The sequence below is a fragment of the Rhodococcus sp. (in: high G+C Gram-positive bacteria) genome, assembly GCF_049299235.1.
Taxonomy (GTDB): Bacteria; Actinomycetota; Actinomycetes; order Mycobacteriales; family Mycobacteriaceae; genus Rhodococcus.
The window spans coordinates 22,299-41,838 of the sequence record NZ_JBAQXC010000012.1; the positions used below are offsets into that span (position 1 = coordinate 22,299).

Consider the following 19,540-nt stretch of genomic DNA (forward strand, 5'->3'; position numbering starts at 1 on the left):
GCGGCGGTCGCTGGTCGAGGGTGCGGTCATCTCCCGATCGGTCGACGACCGCCTCACCTCACCGACCGTCGGCGGACGTCAACAGGTCGGCGATCGCGGCGACGTGCGCCGTCTCCTCGACGAGTTCGGCCGTGCAGACGGCATCGTCGAGGTCACGCCCCACCGCCACCAAACCGTGTCCGGCCAGCATGATGGCACGCACCTCCGGTGGACCCGAGAAGGCCGCCAGCACCTCGTCGACCTGTTCCGGTCGGACGGAGTATCCGCCGGTATCGATGACCGGCACGGGGCCGCCGAGTTTGAGCACGGCGTGATACGTGCTTGCGGGGATCTGTTTCCACTTCGCCGCGCACGCGATCGCCCAGGGTGAGTGACAGTGCACGACCGCCCCGACCTCCGGCATCCGCGCGTAGATACTCCCGTGCAGGAGCGCCTCCTTGGTGGGTGGCCGCGAGCCGACGACCAGCCGACCCGAGAAGTCGGCCACGACGGCCGCGTCGACAGAGGAGTCGGCGAACGACGCGTTCGACGCCTTGGCAGCCATCAGTTCGGCACCCGGAATTCGGACCGAGACGTTGCCGCCGTTGCCGGACTGCAGGCCTTGCTCACGGCAGCGGTGCTGGGTCGCGAGTACGGCCATCCGTTCCGCCGTGTAGTCAGGTGTCACCGAGTCGTTGGAAGTTACCGAGTCGTTGGAAGTCACCCTCGGGCCCCCGTCCGCGAACTCATCAGCATGAGCATCTCCTCGGCTGCCGCATGCGAGAACGCGGGATCACAGAGATTCGCGTCGACCCGCTTGGTGACGATGTCCGCGCGCAGACCACGTTCCAGTTCGTCGAGGATCGCGGCGTCGACCGTCGGTTCATGGAGTGGTTCCCCGGGCCGCGTCATCGTTCGTAAGCCGCCGGTCGGAAGCAGAACCGTCACCGGACCCGTCGCGGCGTTGAGGCGTTCGACGACGAGCCGGGCGACGTCCCGGGCCTCGTTCTCACGCAACTTGACGTGCGCGAGCTCCGCGTTGTGCCAGATCATCTTTCGGTCGTCGACATCGGCGAACAGTTCGCCCTTCCACTGGCAGATGAAGTCGATACCGCCGGGTGCGACGACCATCGGGATACCGGCACGGGCGCCGGCCGTCAGTCGGTCGGTGGTACCGGCGCCGAACCCGCCGCCGAAGTACTCGTAGACGATCTCGTGGAGGGTGAGGTCCATCGTCGCGGCGAGAGCGCCGTCGGCCACCAGTTCTTCGAGAACCTGGCCACCGACGCCGGTGGAATGGAAGCAGCAGACCGGTCGGCCCGCAGCCTCCAGCTCGGCGACCGCCTGGACGACCCCGTCGTTGGTCGCCCCCATCAGCGTGGTGCCGATCGTGTCCTCCGCGGGTCGTCCGATGTCCCGGCCACCGGCTGCAACCATTCCGACGACGGCGCCGGCCGCGTTGGCCAAGATCCGCCTGCTGATGAAGTTGAGGCCCGCGAGATCGGTGACTGCGGGCATCACCGTGATGTCCTTGGTGCCGGCGACCATGTCGAACTTCCTCGTCCCGCACGCGACGGTCGAGACGATTACCTTGGGAAAGCCGACGGGAAGTGCTTGCATCGCCTGGGCGGCCATCGTCGTGTTCTGTAGTCCGCCGAGCCCCAACACCCCGTGGATGCGCCCGATGTCGTGGAGGTCACGCAACGTTCGGGTCGCGCCCCGCGCCATCACGTCGAGGAGAAACGCCCTCGGGCTGCCCACGATATCCGCCCAGACGTGCCCGGCGGCCGTGGCGACGTCTTCGCGCCGGATGTGTTCCGGCGACGTCTCGTGCGGCGAGGTGAACTGCTTCGACGTGCTCACGTCGATGATCACCGCGCGTGCGCCCCGCGCGGCCAGTTGTTCCACGACATAGTTCACCTCGGCATCCTTGGTGTCGGTGGACGCGACGACGGCGATGGTGCTGGTCATGGCGCCAGGCCCAGCACCGGGGTGTCGCGGATGCGGTCCATCAGGGGCCGATCGTGCGAGCCGAGGATGAAGTCGTTGCCGGCAGCTCGGTCCCGCTGGTTCTCGATCGAATGCCACATGCCCACCGCGTCCACGTACCGGGCCGGGGGCGTGATGTCGTAGTGCATTTCGGGCAGCGGCCTCAGGTTCTCGGGGCAGAAGATCGAGTCCCCGGAACAGATGAAGCTACCGGCGGCGGTGTCGATCTCGACCGAGATGTGCCCGGGTGAGTGTCCATGCGTTTCGAAGACGCGCACGCCCGGGATCAGTTCTTGGTCGCCCGAGACGGTGGTGAAGTCGATTCCCTCGAAATGGGGGGTGATACCGAGTGCCGAATTTTCGTACGACTTGTAGTACATCGGGATCGGGTTTCTCGCGAATTCGAGTTCACGCTCGTGGACATAGATCGTGGCCTCGGTGAACTTTTCGAGATAGTACGAATGGTCCCAATGAAGGTGGGTGAGCGCGATTGCGCCGATGTCTTCGCATCGCATGCCCAGCGCGGCCAGACGCTCGTGGATGGCCATCCCCTCGGGCTGGTGTGATCCCTTGTGGTGGTAGGTGGACGCGCGGTCGGTCCAGCTCATTCCGGTATCGACGAGGAGCGGTGTCTCGCCGCCCTCGACGAGGAATGCGAACGCGGGGATCTCGATCCGCTCGTCGGTCGCCTCGGGCACATAGGGGTGTACCGAGTGGTGGAACAGGTATTGCGACGGCACCGTGGTCACGAACCCGGTGTTCAATGGGCGGATCGTCAAACTCATCGCGGCAAACTCCTCTGTCAGTGGATCGGCGATGACCGATCACCTGTGCGGCGGGTAGGAATGGTTGCTGGGCAACTCGGCACGAACGGCCGTGATCACCCGAACGGCGCGAGACCGCGGTTGTAGTAGGCCAACGGAACCTCGTCGCTGAGCGAACCGCCCATGGCGACGACGGACCCGTATGCCACGAGGTGGGTACCGATCTCTTCGGTCTTGAGGATCGTGCAGTCGAGCCAGCAGAGTGCGTCGGCGAGAAGGGGGCTGCCGGTACGTGCCCGGTCGATCGTCAACCCGCTGAAGCGTTCGGTGTGGTCGAGACCGGGAGTCGCGAAGCGCTGTGCGACAACGCGCTGGGACCCACTGAGGATATTGACCCCGTAGTGGCCGCCACGGCGGATCACGTCGGTGGTGTACGACCGGTTGTTGAGGCACACCAGGACGGTCGGCGGATCATCGGATACCGAGGTGAAGGCGCTGACCGTCATACCGGCAGGCGTGTTGTCGCATTCGCCGGTGACGACAACGACACCGGTGGGCAGCTTGGCCATGGCTCGACGCAACTGCCCGCTGGGGATGGTGCAGACGGTCTCGAGGGTGTCCATTGTCATGACTCCTTAGCTGAGGGCGTCGACGGGCGGGTTGATACCACGCAGGACCCACCGGCCCAGGTGCCGCTTCTTGACGTCTTGGGGGTCGTGAGTCGACAGGGTCCGCGCGTTGCGCCAGAACACGTCGAGGCCGGCTTCGCGGGTGGTCGAGCGGCCGCCACCCATGCGGTGGATGTCCCCGCACACCTCCAGGCTGGCCTCCGTTGCGGCGACCTTGGCGCACATCATCGCCACCGAGACCCGTGCCCGGGCATCGTCCGTCGAGGGTGTGAACCCCGTGATGCCTGCGGCGGCCTGTTGGATGAGTGCCCGGGCCCCGGCCAGAGTGATGTAGTGCTGGCCGATTTGCCATTCACCAACAACGGACAGGTCATACGGATTGTCTGCGACCGTCGGTGCCGGCGCGTGGCCGAGGTAGTCCGAGATGGCGCGAAGCGCGCCGGTCCCCAGGCCCAGCAGGATGGAGGCGAACATGACCTGATTGATCGGTCCGCTGACGTCCTCGTGGGGAGCCACCTTTGCGCCGGGCGCCCAGTGGTAGCCGTCGGGGACGAACACGTCGGTAAGTTCCACGCTGCAACTGCCCGTGGCACGCTGCCCCATGTTGTCCCAGTCGTCGATGATGCGCACTCCGGGCGCGTCGAGCCGGACCAGCGCGTTGTAGAGTCCGCCGGCTTCGACGCTCTCGTAGTCGCTGTGCAGCAGCAGCGTGATCGCATAGGTCGCACCCTTGACGCCGGTGGCGAAACGCTTTGTGCCGTTGAGGATCACGCCACCCTCGACCGGAGTGGCTGTGGTGCGATAGCTGAACCTCGGTTTGACATGCTCTGCACCGGCCGAGCAGAACCGGGCGCCTCGAAGCACCTCCTGTGCCAGTTCGGAGCGATGCTCGGGGCTCAGCGGCGACGATGGCCGCAGGAGCATTGACCCGACCGAGTAGTTGATCATCCAGATTTGTGCGGTCGAACTCTCACCGCTGGCGATGTTCGTCAGGATCTCGGTCACCTTGGGCAGGTCACCGTAGAGTTGGTCGGCGGCGATACCGCCGAGATCGCGGGGCACGGCGAGGCGACTGAACCCGGCGTCGTGCAGGTCGGCGAGATTGTCGCTCGGGTAGTCTCCGGCCGTGTCCACGGCGGCGGCGGTCTTGGCGAACTTGACGCCGAGTTCTTCACTGACCGCTACGAGTTCAGCGGCGTTGTCGATCGGGGTCATGACAGACCTCCTACCTTGAGGGTGGCTTCGGGAGTTTCTACTTCGGAGAAGCGGGGGGTGGTGGTGTATCGCGGCATGATGGCGAAGAGGACGACGGTGATGGCGAGCAGGGTCACGCTCGTGGCGATGGTCGGACCGAATCCGGCGGTGTGGTCCACGATCAGACCCAGCATGTAGGGACTGACCGCGAGACCGAGAATGTATGCCGCATAGGCCAGGCTGTAGATCTGGGAGAACCTGTTGAGCGAGAAGTATCGTGAGATCAGCAGTGTCACGATGTCAACTTCGGCACCGAGGCAGAAGCCGACGGCGAAGGCCGCGATGATCGCGACTTCAGGGCCGGCGACGAGCATACTGCCCAGGCCGATAGCTCCCAGCGCCATGGTTACGGCAGCAACGTAGGGGGCGAAGATGCGGTCATAGAGGTATCCGCTGACGAGCCGGCCGACCACGACGCTGACGCCGAGTGCGCTTTGCACCCACAGGGCGCGTTCTGCGGAGACGCCCGACCGCAGCATGAGGTCGTACAGGTGGATCACGAGGCCACCGATGGCCAGTGCCATGCAGACGAATGCTGCTGCGAGACGGAGGAACACGGGGTCCGAGATGATTCGGCGCGCCGGGATCGGGGGGAGCTTCGGCGCCGCCTTCGCCTGCCGACTGCCGCTCTGTGGACGGTCGGCGGGCAGCAGCAGGTACACGATGCAGGTGCTGACCAGCACGGTGCCGGCCAAAACCATATACCCGGTCCGCCAACCCGAGTCCCGAATGATCGGACCGAGAACCTGCGGGACGACGATGGCGGTCAGTCCGCTGCCGGACAACATGATGCCGACGGCCAAGCCGCGCCGCTTGTTGAACGCGCGGCTGACGCTGCGCCCGAAAGTGATCGGGCCCGTCCCCAACGACAGGGCCATGGTTATGACTACGACAACCATGTACACCGCATAATTGTCGCCGAGCGAGCAATGATCACAACCTGTGGATCCCGGGAGGGCGTACCTTCCCGGATGATGATCTTTGACGAAACAGGATTCTGATCAAGACCAGCGTTGGCGCGCTGGCGGGAAGGCACGCCCATGGTCACGGTAGTACACGAAGAGCAGGACCCGAGCGAGACCGGTTCGTCGCACTCGTTGCTCGACGAGATCGTCCGCGACGGTGCCCGACAGATGCTCGCCGCGGCCCTGCAAGCCGAGGTCGCCGACTATATCGCCCGGCACGCCGGTGAAGTCGACGACAACGGCCACCGCCTTGTCGTACGCAACGGCTACCACGCCGAACGCGACGTGATGACCGCCGCCGGCGCAGTGACGGTCAAGGCCCCACGCGTGAACGACAAGCGTGTCGACCCCGACACCGGTACCCGCAAGAAGTTCGCATCGTCGATCCTGCCTGCGTGGGCACGCAAGTCCACGCAGGTGTCCGAGGTGTTGCCGTTGCTGTACCTGCATGGCCTTTCCACCAGCGATTTCGGGCCCGCGCTGGAGCAGTTCCTCGGATCCGGCGCCGGGCTGTCCGCCTCGTCGATCACCCGGCTGACCACGCAGTGGCAGGACGAGACGAGAGCCTTCGCCCAGCGCGACCTCTCGCAGGTCGACTACGTGTATCTGTGGGTCGACGGCATCCACTTGAAGGTCCGTCTCGAACAGGAAAAACTGTGCCTGCTGGTCATGCTGGGCGTCCGCGCCGACGGCCGCAAGGAACTCGTCGCGCTCACCGACGGGTACCGGGAATCAGCCGATTCGTGGGCTGACCTGCTGCGCGACTGCCGCCGCCGCGGTATGCGTGCCCCGCACCTGGCGGTCGGGGACGGGGCTCTCGGGTTCTGGAAGGCTATCCGGGAGGTGTTCCCCGACACCCGTGAGCAGCGCTGTTGGTTTCACAAGCAAGCCAATGTTCTTGCTGCGTTGCCGAAGTCGGCGCATCCGGGTGCGCTGGCGGCGATGAAGGAAATCTACGGCGCCGAGGATCTCGACAAGGCACAGGTGGCGATCGCGGCATTCGCTCGCGACTACGGGGTGAAGTACCCGAAGGCGGTCGCGAAGATCGTCGACGACGCCGATGTCCTGCTCGAGTACTTCAAGTATCCGGCCGAGCATTGGGTGCATCTACGTACGACGAATCCGATCGAATCTACTTTTGCCACAGTGCGTTTGCGAACCAGGGTTACCAAGGGCCCGGGTTCGCGGGCGGCGGGGATGGCGATGGCCTACAAGCTGATCGAGGCGGCTCAGGCAAGGTGGCGGGCCGTCAACGCTCCGCACTTGGTCGCTCTGGTACGGGCCGGGTCGGTGTTCCATCAAGGAAAGCTGCTCGAACGTCCCGTCGATATCACCCCGGAACCGTCACCGGACACCCCGGTGTCCGAGGTTGCCTGACGAACTCAGATCCACAGGTATTGACAATAGCTCTCGCCGAGCTGCGAAATTACCAGATATCCAGTCGCCATGCACAGACCTGATATGGCCGCCGGGATGCGGGAGCCTAATCGGTCGACGAGGCGACCGGCAAAGGGCAGGCACGCCGCGAAGGCGATGTTGTACACCAGGACCACAAGGGAGAGGGATGAGACACTCCACCCGAAGCTCGTGTGCAGGCTGGGAAAGAACAACGCATTGGTATAGAACGGAATCGCGATGAATCCGGTCGCGATACCGAGGACGGACGCGAGTAGGACACGCCAGTTGGTTCGGAATTCCGACCCACTTGTTGCCTCAGAAGTGATGACAGACATGGACTTCCAATCGGGTGAGAGGAACGGATTCGAGTCGCCGCCATGGCCACGTTCCCTGGCAACGTGAGGTCAATCACATCGTTCCAGTGCTTTCCGATGTTAGGACCACTCAGCGCACTTACGTAATGGCTCGTCGTCCATAACCCTACGCATCCAGATGGTAAATGGAACATGACCTGCCGTGCATCGGTGCCGAAACGCGCACCAGCGCCCGACACGGCAGCCACCCCGGCCGGTCACCGACCAGAAGACTTCCCCATTGACGCCGATCCGGCACCGGCACACGGCAATTCGTTCGATCTCACCGAATTGCCCGATGATGCGACATACCCATCGCCGCCCCCCTCCGGGCACTGACGACCACATCACACCGACCGCGGGATGCGGGGCATTCGGCTGCCCAGCCGTCATCGGCGCCGACGAGAAGCGCCGACCGCCGTCGCCACTGACGGTTGCGACCTGGGAGTATGCAACGCACAAGTGGCCAGCGATCCATATTCCCCTGCGAGTTGCTAGACATGCATACATTGCTGCCGTTGCCAAGGGATGCCTACTCTGACATTACTCACATGCACGAAGGAGTCGACCAATGGTTACCACCGCAGCGCGACGTCTGCCCGATCCGGTTCGCCCCGCCGGACAGGACGATGTCTCTGAACTCGAGCGACTTCTCTTGCTCGCCGAAATCGCGAACGACGTGGACGGATTCGAGTCCTTGTCATCGGCGACAACCCACCTCTGCCGCGCAGTTCTGGGAGTGATGAATTGCCAATTCGCTTGTGTCCGACTACCGGATACGTCTGGCAAGCAGTTGGTGGTCGTCGGCGCCAGCGATCGCGAACTGTTTCCCACCGAAGATGTCCTCGAACTACAACCCACGGATGTTTCCGGAGTATGGGGCGGCTCGCGAACCCCGAGCGTCGAGGCATTTGCGACGGGCCAGGCCCAGATGATCAGCGCACTCGACAACGTCGAAGGACACGATGCCTGGCAGGAACGCACGCGGCGCCTGGGTATCAGAGCACTCCTGGCACTGCCGTTGATCCGGCACGGCGAGGTCCGCGGCGTCCTCAACTGCCACTGGACCCACGAGTTCACACCCAGTGATCCACAGATGTTGACCCTGCGAGTCGTCGGCCGACTGGCCGCCCTCGCTGTGGAGTCCGCCAGTCGAAGTGATGTTCGCCGGCGCAACGAGAAGTCCCTCACCACGGCGCGCGACCAATCGGTTGTGCTCGCTCAGGAAGAAGAGCGGTTGATCGCAGCGCAGACCGAACTCGTGGCGGCGGGTGCCCGACAGCCGAACGCGGCGCTGCGTGGCATTGCTTCAATCCTCAGCGACCATTTGCGCACCGCGGTCGGCATCGTCGGCGAGAGTGACGGACTGATCGTAATCCAGGGCCCACCAGACCAAACACGTTCCCTAGCATCATCTTTGGAAGCCGAAAAGACCGGCGACGGTGCGGTCGACACGGTGATCAGACGGGCCGTCGACGGTCCGACGGGAGCCCTCGGCGCGATGGTCTTCTCCTCCGACTCACGCGACGATCCCTACGTTCGACGACTGCTGTCCTTCACCGGGAACCTTCTGACCACCGTGCTGCAGCGCCGCGCCGGCGACAGCGACGCGGCCACCATGGCACGCCCGTACGCCTTACTTGCACTGTGCCACGGTGACCTCGAGGGATCGCAGATCGAAACCGCATGCGACGTACTCGGCATCGGGTTGAACACACCCCTCGACGTTGCGGTCGCACGGTTCGATACGGCTGAGGCCGCCACCCGCTTCGCCTCCTATCGGCGGGCGTCGGGCTGGGGACGTGTCGTCGCCCAGCTGGCCATCGGCCGAGAAGTAGTGGTGCTACTCGAAAGTGAACCGGCGACCGTCGCGGTCCCACCGCTCGACGGCACGGACATCGGCCTGAACACGGTCGGTGTCAGCCGACGCGGCGCCAAGATCACGGCTCTTCCCACCCATCTCGGCGAGGCGCGGGTCGCGGCTGCCGCCGCCAGAACCGGCACCGTCGCCGTCTACGGCGATTTGGGTCCGGCGGCCGACCTCGTCATGCACGTACCGACCGATGATCTTCGCGCCATCGTCGACGACCACCTCGGGCCGCTGAAGGAATACGACCAGCAGCACCGCACACAACTGTTGCAGACACTCGAAGCGTTCATCCAGGTCGACGGGAACGTGGACCGGGTCGCCGAGTTGCTGACCATCCATCGCAACACCGTCCATCAGCGGCTTCGCCGCATCTGCGAACTGTGCGGCGTCGATCTCGGGTCCTTCTACGACTTGTCCCGCCTGTGCCTGATCGTCCAGTGGAACCACTACCTGGAAAGCGGAAGCCGATAGCCACGTCGAGCGTCACCGAGAAGGGCGAGGCATTCTTTCCGGTCATCGCGCCGATGATCGACTGGGGGGCAACGATGGTTCCACGCTCCCGACGGCCCTGCGATCATTTTCACCCACCAGTCCTGTGGCAAGAACTTTGTGCCGCGCCTGACCTGCAGCAACTGCGCGCAGCAGCTTCACGCACGGGAGATTCTCATCGAGGAACCGGGTTTCCGGCACCCCTGAGCTACCGGACCACCGCGAACCGCCGGAAGACGAACCCACCCTCGAACGGGATCTCCTCGACCTGTTCGAGCCGAATCGGCCGGTCGACGTTCAGGAACAGTGGCAGCCCGCCACCGACCACGATCGGCAGGAAATACCCGGTGACCTCGTCGACGAGCCCCTCGTTCAGCAGGGGCGACGCCGTCGTCGGACCGGAGAGCGTGATCGGCTTCGGCGACGCGGCCTTCAATCGGCTGACGTCGTCGGCGTCGAGGTGTCGCACCATCCGGGTGCGGGCGCCGGACGTATCCGCGCGTGTACCGGAGACGACGATCTTGTCGGAAGCCCGCCACGCCTCGGCGAATTCGCTCATCGCCGGGGTCATGTCGGGCAGTTCGTCGGCTGTCTCCCAGAAGACCATCAGTTCGTACATCCGGCGCCCGTAGATCGCCGTGCTGCACCGCGCCAGTTCGGCACCGGCATGGCGGTGGAGGTCGTCGCCCGGCGTGGTCCAGTTGAAGTTCCCGTCGCGGCCGGCGACGTACCCGTCGAGGGATACCTGCCCCATTCCGAAGATCAGTTTGCCCATCGACACTCCTCCCAACGGTGCCGGCGAGGTGCGGCCGACGTTGCCGAGTGCATTGTTGCCGAGAGCGCCGCACCTGTCACGCAGATCGAGTCTTGTGCCGGCTTCCTACGGGCCGGTCGACTCGGCGGGAACAGCATCGGTGTCGTCGATGCGTCCGTCGAACCCGTCGGAAATATCGGAGATGATCCCGAAGATCACGAAGACCGCTGCGAGAATCCCCGCGACGACGACACCGCGCCGGACCGTCGGTGGCGCCGACTCCGGAGGCGGCGACGCGAACGCCGCGGGATCTCCGGCCAGGTAGGCGCGGTGCCCGGCCTCTGCGCGGGCCGCGAGACCGGTGTACCGAGCCTTCTGCCGTGCCCGGTAGTCGCGGATCGGTTTCCCGACGGCGAGGTAAGTCAGGCCGACGGCGAACATGAGCTGAACGATCGCGTCGGGGATCGTTCCCTGAACGAGTGCCACGACCGCCAGCCACAGCGTGATGCCCGCGAACATCCCGGCGAGCACCCGCAGATAGGGCTTCACGTTCACTCCTTCGCACCTGCCCGGCCACGCGTGGCGGGGCGCCTTGCCGGTGAAATCGGGCGGGGCAGCGGCCGCGTTACGGTCGCCACGATAGTCCAGCGGCCCCTTCGACGTATACCCGATTCGCGGTCCCCATGAGGCGTCGATTCAGCGAACGATCCCGGCGGTGCGGGCCGCGCGCAGCCAATCCGGGAATTCGCTGAGCAGGCGACGGTACAGTTCGGCATCGCTGATCACGGCGATGTCGTCGACGCTGAAGAACCCGGCGTTGTCGACGACGCGGCCGCGCATGGTGTCGAGACTTTCGAGGATCCCGTAGTCGGCCTTGCCGAGCCCGACGAACTGCCAGAACGCGGGCAGCGCGGAGGCTTCTTTCATCAGGTTGCTGATCTGCTTCTTCTGGTTGAAACCGCCATCGGTGAAGAACAGCACGAGCGTCGGCATCGTCGCGCCTGCCGTCAGCGAAGCGATGATTTCTCCCATGATGGGCAGTTCGTCGTTGAAGCCGCCGATGTGCGCGTAGTCGATCCCGCCGTGGATGCCTCTCAGGTGCAGGTAGGTCGACGTCCACTCGTCGACTTCGTGGACAGTGATGTCGGGGAGCCGGGCGAAGGACTCGCCGTAGAGATATGGCTCGAGGGTGCCGTCGTCGTCGACCTGCACGGCGATCGGAACCATGCGTTCGACGACCTCGTGGATACGTTTACGCGAGTACTCGCGGTTCATGCTGCCGGTCTTGTCGATGACGAGGACGACCCGTGCCCGCACCCCCGGCGCACCCTTGTCGAGGAGAACCTTGGCGACCTCGCGTTTGCGCAGGTCCAGCTTCTGGCGCTTCTCGAGGGACAGTTTCTCTTCGCCCGCGACGGTGCGGACGCCGCTCGGGTCTATGCGAACAGATGCGGGGGCAGCGGGTGCGTCGTCGATCTGCACGCCGTGTTCGGTGACGAGGGCGGGCAGGCCGGCGTCCCAGCCTGCGGAGACGTTGCGGATCTTCCATTCGCCGTTGCGGCGATAGAGTTCGAGGAGCACCGCGGCGCGTTCAGTGGTGAGGTCCAGGGCTTTCGCGGATGCGGCGCCGGTGGGGTGTGCGACGTCGACGCCGAGACCGGGCACGGATGCGAGGCTCCCGGTGACACTGTCGTCGAGGGCCACCGCGACGGAGAGCCGGTCGATCACCGGCGGAATCGTGGTGAGGTCGATGGCGACGCGGTCGGCGGAGACCAACCGGACAGCACCTTCGGGGGATGCCGGTTGGTTGAAGAACACGAAGTCGGCGTCGTTGCGGACCTTTCCGTCGGCGCCCAGTTGGAACACCATCAGGTCGACGGTTCCCTGCTTCGCTCCGGCCACCGACACGGTCACCGCGCCGGCGCCGATGGTGGTGTTCTGCCCGCGTGCAAGCTCAGTCATAGCAACCTCGGCCGTCCCCGGCCTATCCCTTTCGTCCGGATTCTCTCTCCGTACTCTTCCATGCCCCGACCGGACGCGCATTCGGCCGTCTCGATGGAACATTTCGCGAACCTGTGTGGGGTTTCATCCGGATGGCGAACAATATTCCACACAAGATCTATGCGGTCGGCCCCGGAAGGAGGGTCGGTTCATGCCGACGATCAAGCACGCGCCACTCGCGGCCATCGACCCTGCCACGTTGTACAAGATCGTGGCGCTCCGCATCGACGTGTTCGTCCACGAGCAGTGGATCGTCGACGAACCCTAGCTGGACGGTGTCGACCTCGAACCCACCACCGAGTTGTTCTGGCTCGAGGAGGACGATTCGGTAGTGGCGACACTTCGCCTGATCGCCGACGGCGATCCCGCCCACATCGGCCGCGTCGCCACCGCGCGTTCGGTTCGTGGCCGAGGGTTCGCCGGGAAACTGATCGGCGCTGCCCTGTCCGCAACCTCTACCGATATCGACATATCCGCACAGGCATATCTCGAAAGCTGGTACGAGCGATTCGGATTCACCCGCACGGGCGCGAACTACATCGAGGCCGGGATCGACCATCTGCCGATGCGCTGGACCAATCCACAACTGTTGTGGTGAGGGAACGCGAACTTGTGTGGAATTTCATCCGGATAGCGAACGAAATTCCACACAAGCACATCGCGTGTCCGCACGAAACGCGCAGGAATCTGCTCCACGTTCACTGTGCCGGAACCGCCCATCCCGGATACGGCGGCAGCGTCGGATACGGCACAGCGACGGTGTCGTTCACCCGAGTCGGGCGTGTTTCCGGCGCGTCCGGAAACTTGTATTCGCAGGCGTATCTGTCATCGAAATCACCGGTGGTGAAGCCGTGACGGGTGACGGTCCACCCACCGAACATATCGGTCTGCGGCGCGCGCGCAGGCCCTTCACCGGTGTGGGACACCAGACTGGTCCCGTCCGGACCGGGCACAAAATCGACGAGCATCGCCTGCGGGTATCTTCCTCCGAAATTCGAGTAGGTGCCGTCGGGCCGCGCAGAACTCAGCGAGTAGTCTCCTCTGCACGCCATCGCCTGGAAACCCTGCTCCGTGTCGGTCAGCGACATCAAGTGGAACTGCAGGGTACCGATGATCGGGTTCGGGTTGTAATTGGTCCGGTCGTTGATGTCAGGACGGTCCACCGGATAGTACTGAACATGCCCGGCTGCCTTCTCGAAACCCGGATATCCAGCCGCCGTCGAATGCGCAAAGCTGGCAACGTAATACGACTCGAGATACGCGCGGACCGCCGTTTCACGCACCCCGAACAGATCCAGACCCGGCTCGGCACCCCACCGATAGGTGTACTGGATCAATTCGGGCAACTCGTACGGCTTCGGCATGTCCACCGTGGTCGGAGACGGAGCAGACGCACACCCGGACACACCGAGCGCCACCGCGAGGACCAGCACACCGACTTTGAGACCGTTCATGATTCGGCTCATCGCGGCACACTCGCCCGGGCCGCCTCGAACGCAGAAAAGGAGTCGCTCATCGAATCCGCCGGCAACTGCCCACCGTGCGACCATGCATCGCATGTCCGCACGCAACGCACAGGAATCTGCTCCACGTTCACTGTGCCGGAACCGCCCATCCCGGATACGGCGGCAGCGTCGGATACGGCACAACGAGAGTTTCGCGCACACTCCGCGGACGAGTTTCCGGCGCGTCCGGGAACTTGTACTCGCAGGCCAGATCGTCGTCGAAATTGCCAGTGTTGAAGCCGTGACGGGTGACGGTCCACCCACCGAACATATCGGTCTGCGGCGCGCGTGCAGGCCCTTCACCGGCGTGGGACACCAGACTGGTCCCGTCCGGACCGGGCACAAAATCGAGGAGCTTCACCCACGGCAGTCTGGCTCCGTAGTTCCTGTAGGTGCCGTCGGGCCGCGCCGAGTTCAGCGAGTAATGCCCTTCACACACCATCGCCTGGAAGCCCTGCTCGGTGTCGGTCAGCGACATCAAGTGGAACTGCAGGGTACCGACAAGCGGAGTCTCGGTGTAGTTGGTGCGGTCGTTGATATCAGGACGGTCCACCGGATAGTACTGAACATGCCCGGCTGCCTTCTCGAAACCCGGATACCCGGCCGCCGTCGAATGCGCGAAGCTGGCAACGTAATACGACTCGAGATACGCGCGGACCGCCGTTTCACGCACCCCGAACAGATCCAGACCCGGCTCGGCACCCCACCGATAGGTGTATTGGATGCGATCGGGCAGTTCGTACGGCTTCGGCATGCCCATCGTGGCCGGCGGCGGAGCAGACACGCATCCGGACACACCGAGCGCCGCCGCGAGGACCAACACACCGACTTTGAGGCCGTTCATGATTCGGCTCATCGCGGCACACTCGCCCGGGCTGCCTCGAACGCAGAAAAGAAGTCACTCAACGGTCTTCCCGAATTGTTGATAGCAATGTTGGCATCCGAGCCGAACTCTGAGAGAAAGGTATCCGGTCGATGCGATGCGATCTCGGTCAACGTCCTCATCCTGTTGTCGTCGGTCCGGTACGGATCCCACTTCGAATCCGCGGGTAACTGCCCACCGTTCGCGGCCTCGATGCCGATCGCCATGTTGTAGTACGTGGCCGCACGCGATACATCCGTCGACGCGTTGACGGTCACGGACCCGATCTGATCGGTCGTGCTCAGATGCGCGTCGCGGACGGACGGCGACGCCGTGTCGATTCCCGCTGCCAGCAACGGACCGACCAGAGGAACGAAGGATGCCGTCCCGTACAGGGCAGCTTTCGCCGTGTCGAAAACCACACCGCGACGGTCCGACGCATCCGCCTCATCGTCGCGGCGATTCTCGAACTCTGCACCGAGCCCGGATTCGACGACGCCGACCAGTCGTCCCGACCATTCGGCGTAGGCGATCCCGGCGGAATCGGATGTCGCCCACAACTGCTGTAGTGACGCGACCGACGTCGACGCTTGCGCGGTCAGATGCCCGGCCGCCTCGACATCGCTGGACAGCACGGCATACAACGCCGGCGCATTCTCGAAGCCCAGAGCGCCGTACCCCTGCGTCCCGGTGTCCGATTCGGGCACGCCCACCATGTCCGCCAGATACGGCGCCACCGCAGCCGCAAGCCCCTGTGTCACCACCGGATTCAGCTCACCGATCGACTTCCCTTCCGCACCCGGAACATCGAGCACCGCGTCAGAATGCTCGGACAGCAACCGAGACAACCCGAACGCGGTTTCCCCGGCGCGCGTCGCCCGCTCGACCGCTGCCGGATCATCACCGACGACGATCGCGTCCGGGGCGATCCAGTCGAACATCCGCGTGACCGACTGTTCGCCGGACTCGGACCAATCATGCTGCAACAACGGAAGAATCCGGTCCTCCCGAACATCTGCATCGACGACCATGTCGTGCACACTCCCCTGGTCACGGCCACCGGACTCGACCAAATGTCCGAGGAGTCCGTCGAATGTCGCCGACCCGGCATCCTCCAACTCGATGAAACTGTGGGGTCCGGGATCGATACCGGCGAAGAGGCCGGCACGGTCGAGTAACGCCCGATTGATCAGATTGTCCTGCTGCAACACCGCGTCCCCCGCCCCGTATGCCTGGGCGAACCGATCGAGTAGCCCCGCATCCGGAATCCCGGTATAGAACACCGGCGGATTGCCGGTCACACGCGCTGCGGTGGCAGGCGAGTCGAAGAACTCGGCGATACCCGGCGGCAGCCCACCGGTCCCTGACTCGGCGGCACCGACCATGTGTGGACCCGCAGCCAACGCGAGACCGTTCGCCAGCAGACGTTGCCCGTCGCCGGCACCGTGGCGGGCCAACTGCTCGGACAGGTCTGCGAACCTGTCGACCCCGAGCGCGCCGTACAACTCCTGCATGTAATCGAGCGTGCTCTGCGGGACGACGATCTGCTCACCCCGCGCCAACGCGGCCAGTTGATCGGCGCTCGGTTGAATCCCGCGCAGGTCGCGGCGCACCCTGTCGATCTCAGCGGGGCTCAACGCGGCGCCGTCGGTGATGCGGGCTGCGAGTTCGCGGGCCTCGATACCGGAAGTTCCGATCGTGTCGGGGACCAGGGCGGTCAGTTCGGCCAGTGCTTCGCGCACCATACGGGCCGCGTGGGTGTCGGCGTCGGTCAGGCCGGCCACCGCATTGCCGACCGTCCACTTCCAGTAGTCGAGGTCGGCTGCCTCGGTGAGCGTCCCCGCGACGACCTGCCAGTCGTCGCCGACGATCGCGCCGGCGGCCTGGGCGGCGGCGACGGTGCCGAGCAGGTGCAGCCTGGTCGATTCGAGGCTCCCGAACGCGGACCGGTACGCCTCGGCGATGTCCGCGACCCGATCAGCGCACCGCAGCATTCGTCGGCTTTCGAACTCGGCGCGCTGCTCCGCGGCGGCCTGGGCGTCGCTGACCCAATGGTCGTGGTCGCGCATCAGCGACACGTCACGATGCAACGATCGGGCGATGTCGGCGAGTGTGCCGCGCGCACCGTCGATAGCGTGTGCGACGCCGTTCAGGTGCTGAGGCTGCCATCGCGCGACCTGCGTGTGCGTCGGTGTCACGCGGTTTCTCCGGTGTTGCGAATCCGAGCGGTGAATTCGTCGTCGGTGATCACGTAGTTCTTCGCGCCGCTCCCTGCGATGTAGGCCATCTGATCGATCGGGCCGGCAAGCACGTCGAACGCTCCGGTAAGTGTGGCGATGGCGGTCGACGACACTGCATCGAGTTGCGATCCCGGCAACGAATGCGCCAGCACGCCGAGGTCGTTCCACGGGCCGGTGTGATGCGTATTTCCCGCGGTCCGGACGTCGTCCGCGTAGTCCATGAGCGTGGTGGCGAGTGCCGCGAGCATCTCCGGATCGACCTTCACCGCGACCACCCACCGCATTCCGACCGGGCAGAACAGAACAAGATCACCCTCGCCCCCTGTGGTGTCGGGTCGCCCCGAATCGGCGTTCCCCCTGAACCCGACTTTGAGGGCAGACTACACAACCCGGGCACGCCGGGCCACGCGTCGATGATGGCCCGGAGTTTCTCGAACTGTTCGACCCGCTGGGCCGAATCGGAGTGGAGGAACTTGACGTTGACGGTCGTCGCACCCGATTCGGCGAACGCTGAGACCCGCTCACGCACATACCTTTCGGGACCGATCAGGGAGATCGCCCGCACCAACTCGTCGGGGACGGCAGCGGCGGCGGCGTCCTTCCGGCCGTCCAGATACAGATCCTGGATGATCTTGGCATCGTCCTCGTACCCGTAGCGGCAGGCGATGTCGTTGTAGAAGTTCTTGCCGCGGGCACCCATACCGCCGATGTACAACGCGAGGGTGGGTTTGACCAGATCGAGCAGATGGTCGACGTCGTCGCCGATCGCTCACGCGGGACTCGCGTAGACCTCGAGGGCACCGAGACTCGAATCGCGCAGCGCCGTGCCCTTGCCGAGTGCCTCACCCCACACGTCACCGGCACGTTCCGGGTTGTAGAAGACCGGTTGCCAGCCTTCCGCGATCTCCGCGGTCAGGGCGACGTTCTTCGGTCCCAGCGAGGCAATGACGATCGGGATACGTTCGCGCACCGGTCGATTGATGAGATTCAGCGGCTTCCCGAGACCCGTCCCCCGAGCCGCGGGCAGCGGGCAGCGGGCAGTGGGCAGCGGGCAGCGGAATCTGATGGCGCTTCCCGTCGTGGATCACCGGTTCTCACCGCCACACCTTCTCACCGCCACACCTGACGGCAGATGTCGACGAGTTCTCGGGTACGCCCGAGTGGCGCGTTGTAGGGCACACCGTGGAAGCCTTCGATGACCTGCGGTCCCGACGCGCCGATGCCGAGCACGAACCGCCCGTCCGAGACGAAGTCGAGGCCGGAGTACGCCTCTGCCATGAAGATGATGTCGAGACCTGCGCGTTCGAGTTCGACAACCCCGGAAACGGCCTCGGTGAACCCGCCACTGTAGGTGATCATCGTTCCGATCCGCATCGAACACTCCCGTCGAATTGTGCGGTACTGCACTCGAATACGTGCTTCCGATTCGGACGGCGGCACTATCGGCAGTTCGGCATCCCGCGCAACATAGAGCAAGGACGCAGTGCCGATCGGTTCATTGCCGCTGCCCATGCGCGTCGGAGGGTGACCATACAGTGCCGGCATGGCCACCACGCGACACAGCAATCCGCTCGATGCCGACCCCGGATCAGTGTTCGGGTTCCGCACGTCTCCGCTGTATCCCGATTCGGAACAGGAAACCGGTCGCTTCGCGGCGGTGACGGTGCTCGCCCGCCCACCCGAACTGATCGTCCTGGGTGTGCTCGACGGGATCTGGGATCGGATGCCGACGTTGGGCGAGGTGCGCGATCGGCCGGTGCTGCGCCGGTCCCGCTTCTCGTTCCGGCGGTCCCCCGCCGTGTTCGCCACCGATTCGACATATGCGCCGGACCTGCGCGATCTCACGCTGCTCGGCGTGCTGCCGATCACCGGCGAACAATCGCGGTTCGCGGAGAGTTACGCGTCGGATCGGGCGGTGGGACGCTCGTATTCGACGCCGACGATGGCCGACCGGGACGCGGAAGGAGAATGGCGGTGGGCGCACGACCGCGAATCTCTATTGCAGGAGCAGGCACGCGAGGATGCGCGGCGACGCCTCGAGCAGGAGGCAGCGGCGGAGCGGTACCGCACGCGATTGTCCGGCCTCACGTGGCAGCAACTGCTGGCGGAAGATCCGTTCACGCGGTGGTCGCTGTCACCACCGTTTCCGCCCGAGGAGTTCCGTCGCGCCGCGACCACACGGGTCCACGAAACGTACCGGGCATTGCAGGTGCTCGGCGAGAAGCCGCGCAAGGTCGCTGTCCGACGGGAACTGAAGTCGCTCGTCCGGTGGATCAACAACGCCGACGCGGAAGCCGGGTACGTCATCGAAACGGAAGAGCGGGAAGATATTTGCCGTGTACTCGACGAGATCACGCATGTTGCGCGGCAGCAGAGCCTGATGAGCGAGGTGGATGCGTGGCGCGATTGGTGAAGGCCGGTTCCCCCTTTCAATCTATACACGATTCATGCCCCTCATGATGCCCCGATTTTCGGTTCATACTCGCCC

The 19,540-nt window shown here is 64.8% G+C and carries 18 protein-coding genes and 2 pseudogenes; 4 read left to right on the forward strand and 16 right to left on the reverse strand.

Going from position 1 to position 19,540, the window contains the following annotated elements; translation table 11 throughout:
* Positions 1 to 58 precede the first annotated feature (58 nt).
* The 6 genes from WAX14_RS00570 to WAX14_RS00595 form a co-directional block, all read right to left on the reverse strand.
* A complete protein-coding gene (locus WAX14_RS00570) occupies positions 59 to 703 on the reverse strand; it encodes a class II aldolase/adducin family protein (protein WP_422626150.1) in 645 nt (214 codons plus the stop codon).
* Positions 700 to 1,950: a Tm-1-like ATP-binding domain-containing protein gene (locus WAX14_RS00575; protein WP_422626151.1), complete on the reverse strand. Its 1,251-nt coding sequence runs from the start codon at positions 1,948 to 1,950 to the stop codon at positions 700 to 702. The genes WAX14_RS00570 and WAX14_RS00575 overlap by 4 nt, the downstream gene beginning before the upstream one ends.
* Positions 1,947 to 2,753 (reverse strand): N-acyl homoserine lactonase family protein, encoded by an 807-nt coding sequence (locus WAX14_RS00580; RefSeq protein ID WP_422626152.1) that lies wholly within the window; start codon positions 2,751 to 2,753, stop codon positions 1,947 to 1,949. The genes WAX14_RS00575 and WAX14_RS00580 overlap by 4 nt, the downstream gene beginning before the upstream one ends.
* 95 nt (positions 2,754 to 2,848) lie before the next feature.
* Complete coding sequence (locus WAX14_RS00585) at positions 2,849 to 3,361, reverse strand: flavin reductase family protein (RefSeq protein WP_422626153.1); 513 nt, start codon at positions 3,359 to 3,361, stop codon at positions 2,849 to 2,851.
* Positions 3,362 to 3,367: 6 nt separating this feature from the next.
* On the reverse strand, positions 3,368 to 4,576 hold the full coding sequence (locus WAX14_RS00590; protein ID WP_422626154.1) for an acyl-CoA dehydrogenase family protein: 1,209 nt from the start codon (positions 4,574 to 4,576) through the stop codon (positions 3,368 to 3,370).
* Positions 4,573 to 5,520 (reverse strand): MFS transporter, encoded by a 948-nt coding sequence (locus WAX14_RS00595; protein WP_422626155.1) that lies wholly within the window; start codon positions 5,518 to 5,520, stop codon positions 4,573 to 4,575. The genes WAX14_RS00590 and WAX14_RS00595 overlap by 4 nt, the downstream gene beginning before the upstream one ends.
* A gap of 135 nt (positions 5,521 to 5,655) precedes the next feature.
* Here WAX14_RS00595 and WAX14_RS00600 point away from each other — a divergent pair, with 135 nt between their 5' ends.
* The gene (locus WAX14_RS00600) at positions 5,656 to 6,957 is read left to right on the forward strand and encodes an IS256 family transposase (protein ID WP_422626156.1); all 1,302 of its coding nucleotides are present in this window, start codon (positions 5,656 to 5,658) and stop codon (positions 6,955 to 6,957) included.
* A gap of 5 nt (positions 6,958 to 6,962) precedes the next feature.
* Here the strand turns inward: WAX14_RS00600 and WAX14_RS00605 are convergent, their stop codons facing one another.
* Positions 6,963 to 7,313 (reverse strand): MFS transporter, encoded by a 351-nt coding sequence (locus WAX14_RS00605; protein ID WP_422626157.1) that lies wholly within the window; start codon positions 7,311 to 7,313, stop codon positions 6,963 to 6,965.
* 589 nt (positions 7,314 to 7,902) lie between these two features.
* Here WAX14_RS00605 and WAX14_RS00610 point away from each other — a divergent pair.
* On the forward strand, positions 7,903 to 9,672 hold the full coding sequence (locus WAX14_RS00610) for a helix-turn-helix domain-containing protein (protein ID WP_422626158.1): 1,770 nt from the start codon (positions 7,903 to 7,905) through the stop codon (positions 9,670 to 9,672).
* Positions 9,673 to 9,898: 226 nt separating this feature from the next.
* On the opposite strand, the gene WAX14_RS00615 is transcribed toward WAX14_RS00610, so the two are convergent.
* From WAX14_RS00615 to WAX14_RS00625, 3 genes are all read right to left on the reverse strand, one after another.
* Positions 9,899 to 10,465: a dihydrofolate reductase family protein gene (locus tag WAX14_RS00615; RefSeq protein ID WP_422626159.1), complete on the reverse strand. Its 567-nt coding sequence runs from the start codon at positions 10,463 to 10,465 to the stop codon at positions 9,899 to 9,901.
* Between the two features lie 105 nt (positions 10,466 to 10,570).
* On the reverse strand, positions 10,571 to 10,993 hold the full coding sequence (locus WAX14_RS00620) for a hypothetical protein (protein WP_422626160.1): 423 nt from the start codon (positions 10,991 to 10,993) through the stop codon (positions 10,571 to 10,573).
* A 147-nt stretch (positions 10,994 to 11,140) separates the two neighbouring features.
* The gene (locus WAX14_RS00625; protein ID WP_422626161.1) at positions 11,141 to 12,406 is read right to left on the reverse strand and encodes a vWA domain-containing protein; all 1,266 of its coding nucleotides are present in this window, start codon (positions 12,404 to 12,406) and stop codon (positions 11,141 to 11,143) included.
* A gap of 190 nt (positions 12,407 to 12,596) precedes the next feature.
* On the opposite strand from WAX14_RS00625, the pseudogene WAX14_RS00630 reads away from it, so the two are divergent.
* Positions 12,597 to 13,043: pseudogene (locus tag WAX14_RS00630) on the forward strand (GNAT family N-acetyltransferase).
* A gap of 100 nt (positions 13,044 to 13,143) precedes the next feature.
* Here the strand turns inward: WAX14_RS00630 and WAX14_RS00635 are convergent.
* The 6 genes and pseudogenes from WAX14_RS00635 to WAX14_RS00660 all read right to left on the reverse strand — a co-directional run bounded on the left by WAX14_RS00635 (position 13,144) and on the right by WAX14_RS00660 (position 18,411).
* Positions 13,144 to 13,899, reverse strand: coding sequence for a hypothetical protein (locus WAX14_RS00635; protein WP_422626162.1), 756 nt, complete (start codon positions 13,897 to 13,899; stop codon positions 13,144 to 13,146).
* 139 nt (positions 13,900 to 14,038) lie between these two features.
* The gene (locus tag WAX14_RS00640) at positions 14,039 to 14,806 is read right to left on the reverse strand and encodes a hypothetical protein (protein WP_422626163.1); all 768 of its coding nucleotides are present in this window, start codon (positions 14,804 to 14,806) and stop codon (positions 14,039 to 14,041) included.
* Positions 14,803 to 17,010, reverse strand: coding sequence for a hypothetical protein (locus WAX14_RS00645; protein WP_422626164.1), 2,208 nt, complete (start codon positions 17,008 to 17,010; stop codon positions 14,803 to 14,805). Before WAX14_RS00645 ends, WAX14_RS00640 begins: the two co-directional genes overlap by 4 nt.
* On the reverse strand, positions 17,007 to 17,318 hold the full coding sequence (locus WAX14_RS00650) for a hypothetical protein (protein ID WP_422626165.1): 312 nt from the start codon (positions 17,316 to 17,318) through the stop codon (positions 17,007 to 17,009). The genes WAX14_RS00645 and WAX14_RS00650 overlap by 4 nt, the downstream gene beginning before the upstream one ends.
* Positions 17,315 to 18,022: pseudogene (locus WAX14_RS00655) on the reverse strand (LLM class flavin-dependent oxidoreductase). Before WAX14_RS00655 ends, WAX14_RS00650 begins: the two are co-directional and overlap by 4 nt.
* Positions 18,023 to 18,162: 140 nt before the next feature.
* Positions 18,163 to 18,411 (reverse strand): LLM class flavin-dependent oxidoreductase, encoded by a 249-nt coding sequence (locus WAX14_RS00660; protein WP_422626166.1) that lies wholly within the window; start codon positions 18,409 to 18,411, stop codon positions 18,163 to 18,165.
* A 184-nt stretch (positions 18,412 to 18,595) separates the two neighbouring features.
* Between WAX14_RS00660 and WAX14_RS00665 the strand changes: the two genes are divergently transcribed.
* Complete coding sequence (locus tag WAX14_RS00665; RefSeq protein WP_422626167.1) at positions 18,596 to 19,465, forward strand: hypothetical protein; 870 nt, start codon at positions 18,596 to 18,598, stop codon at positions 19,463 to 19,465.
* Positions 19,466 to 19,540 lie beyond the last annotated feature (75 nt).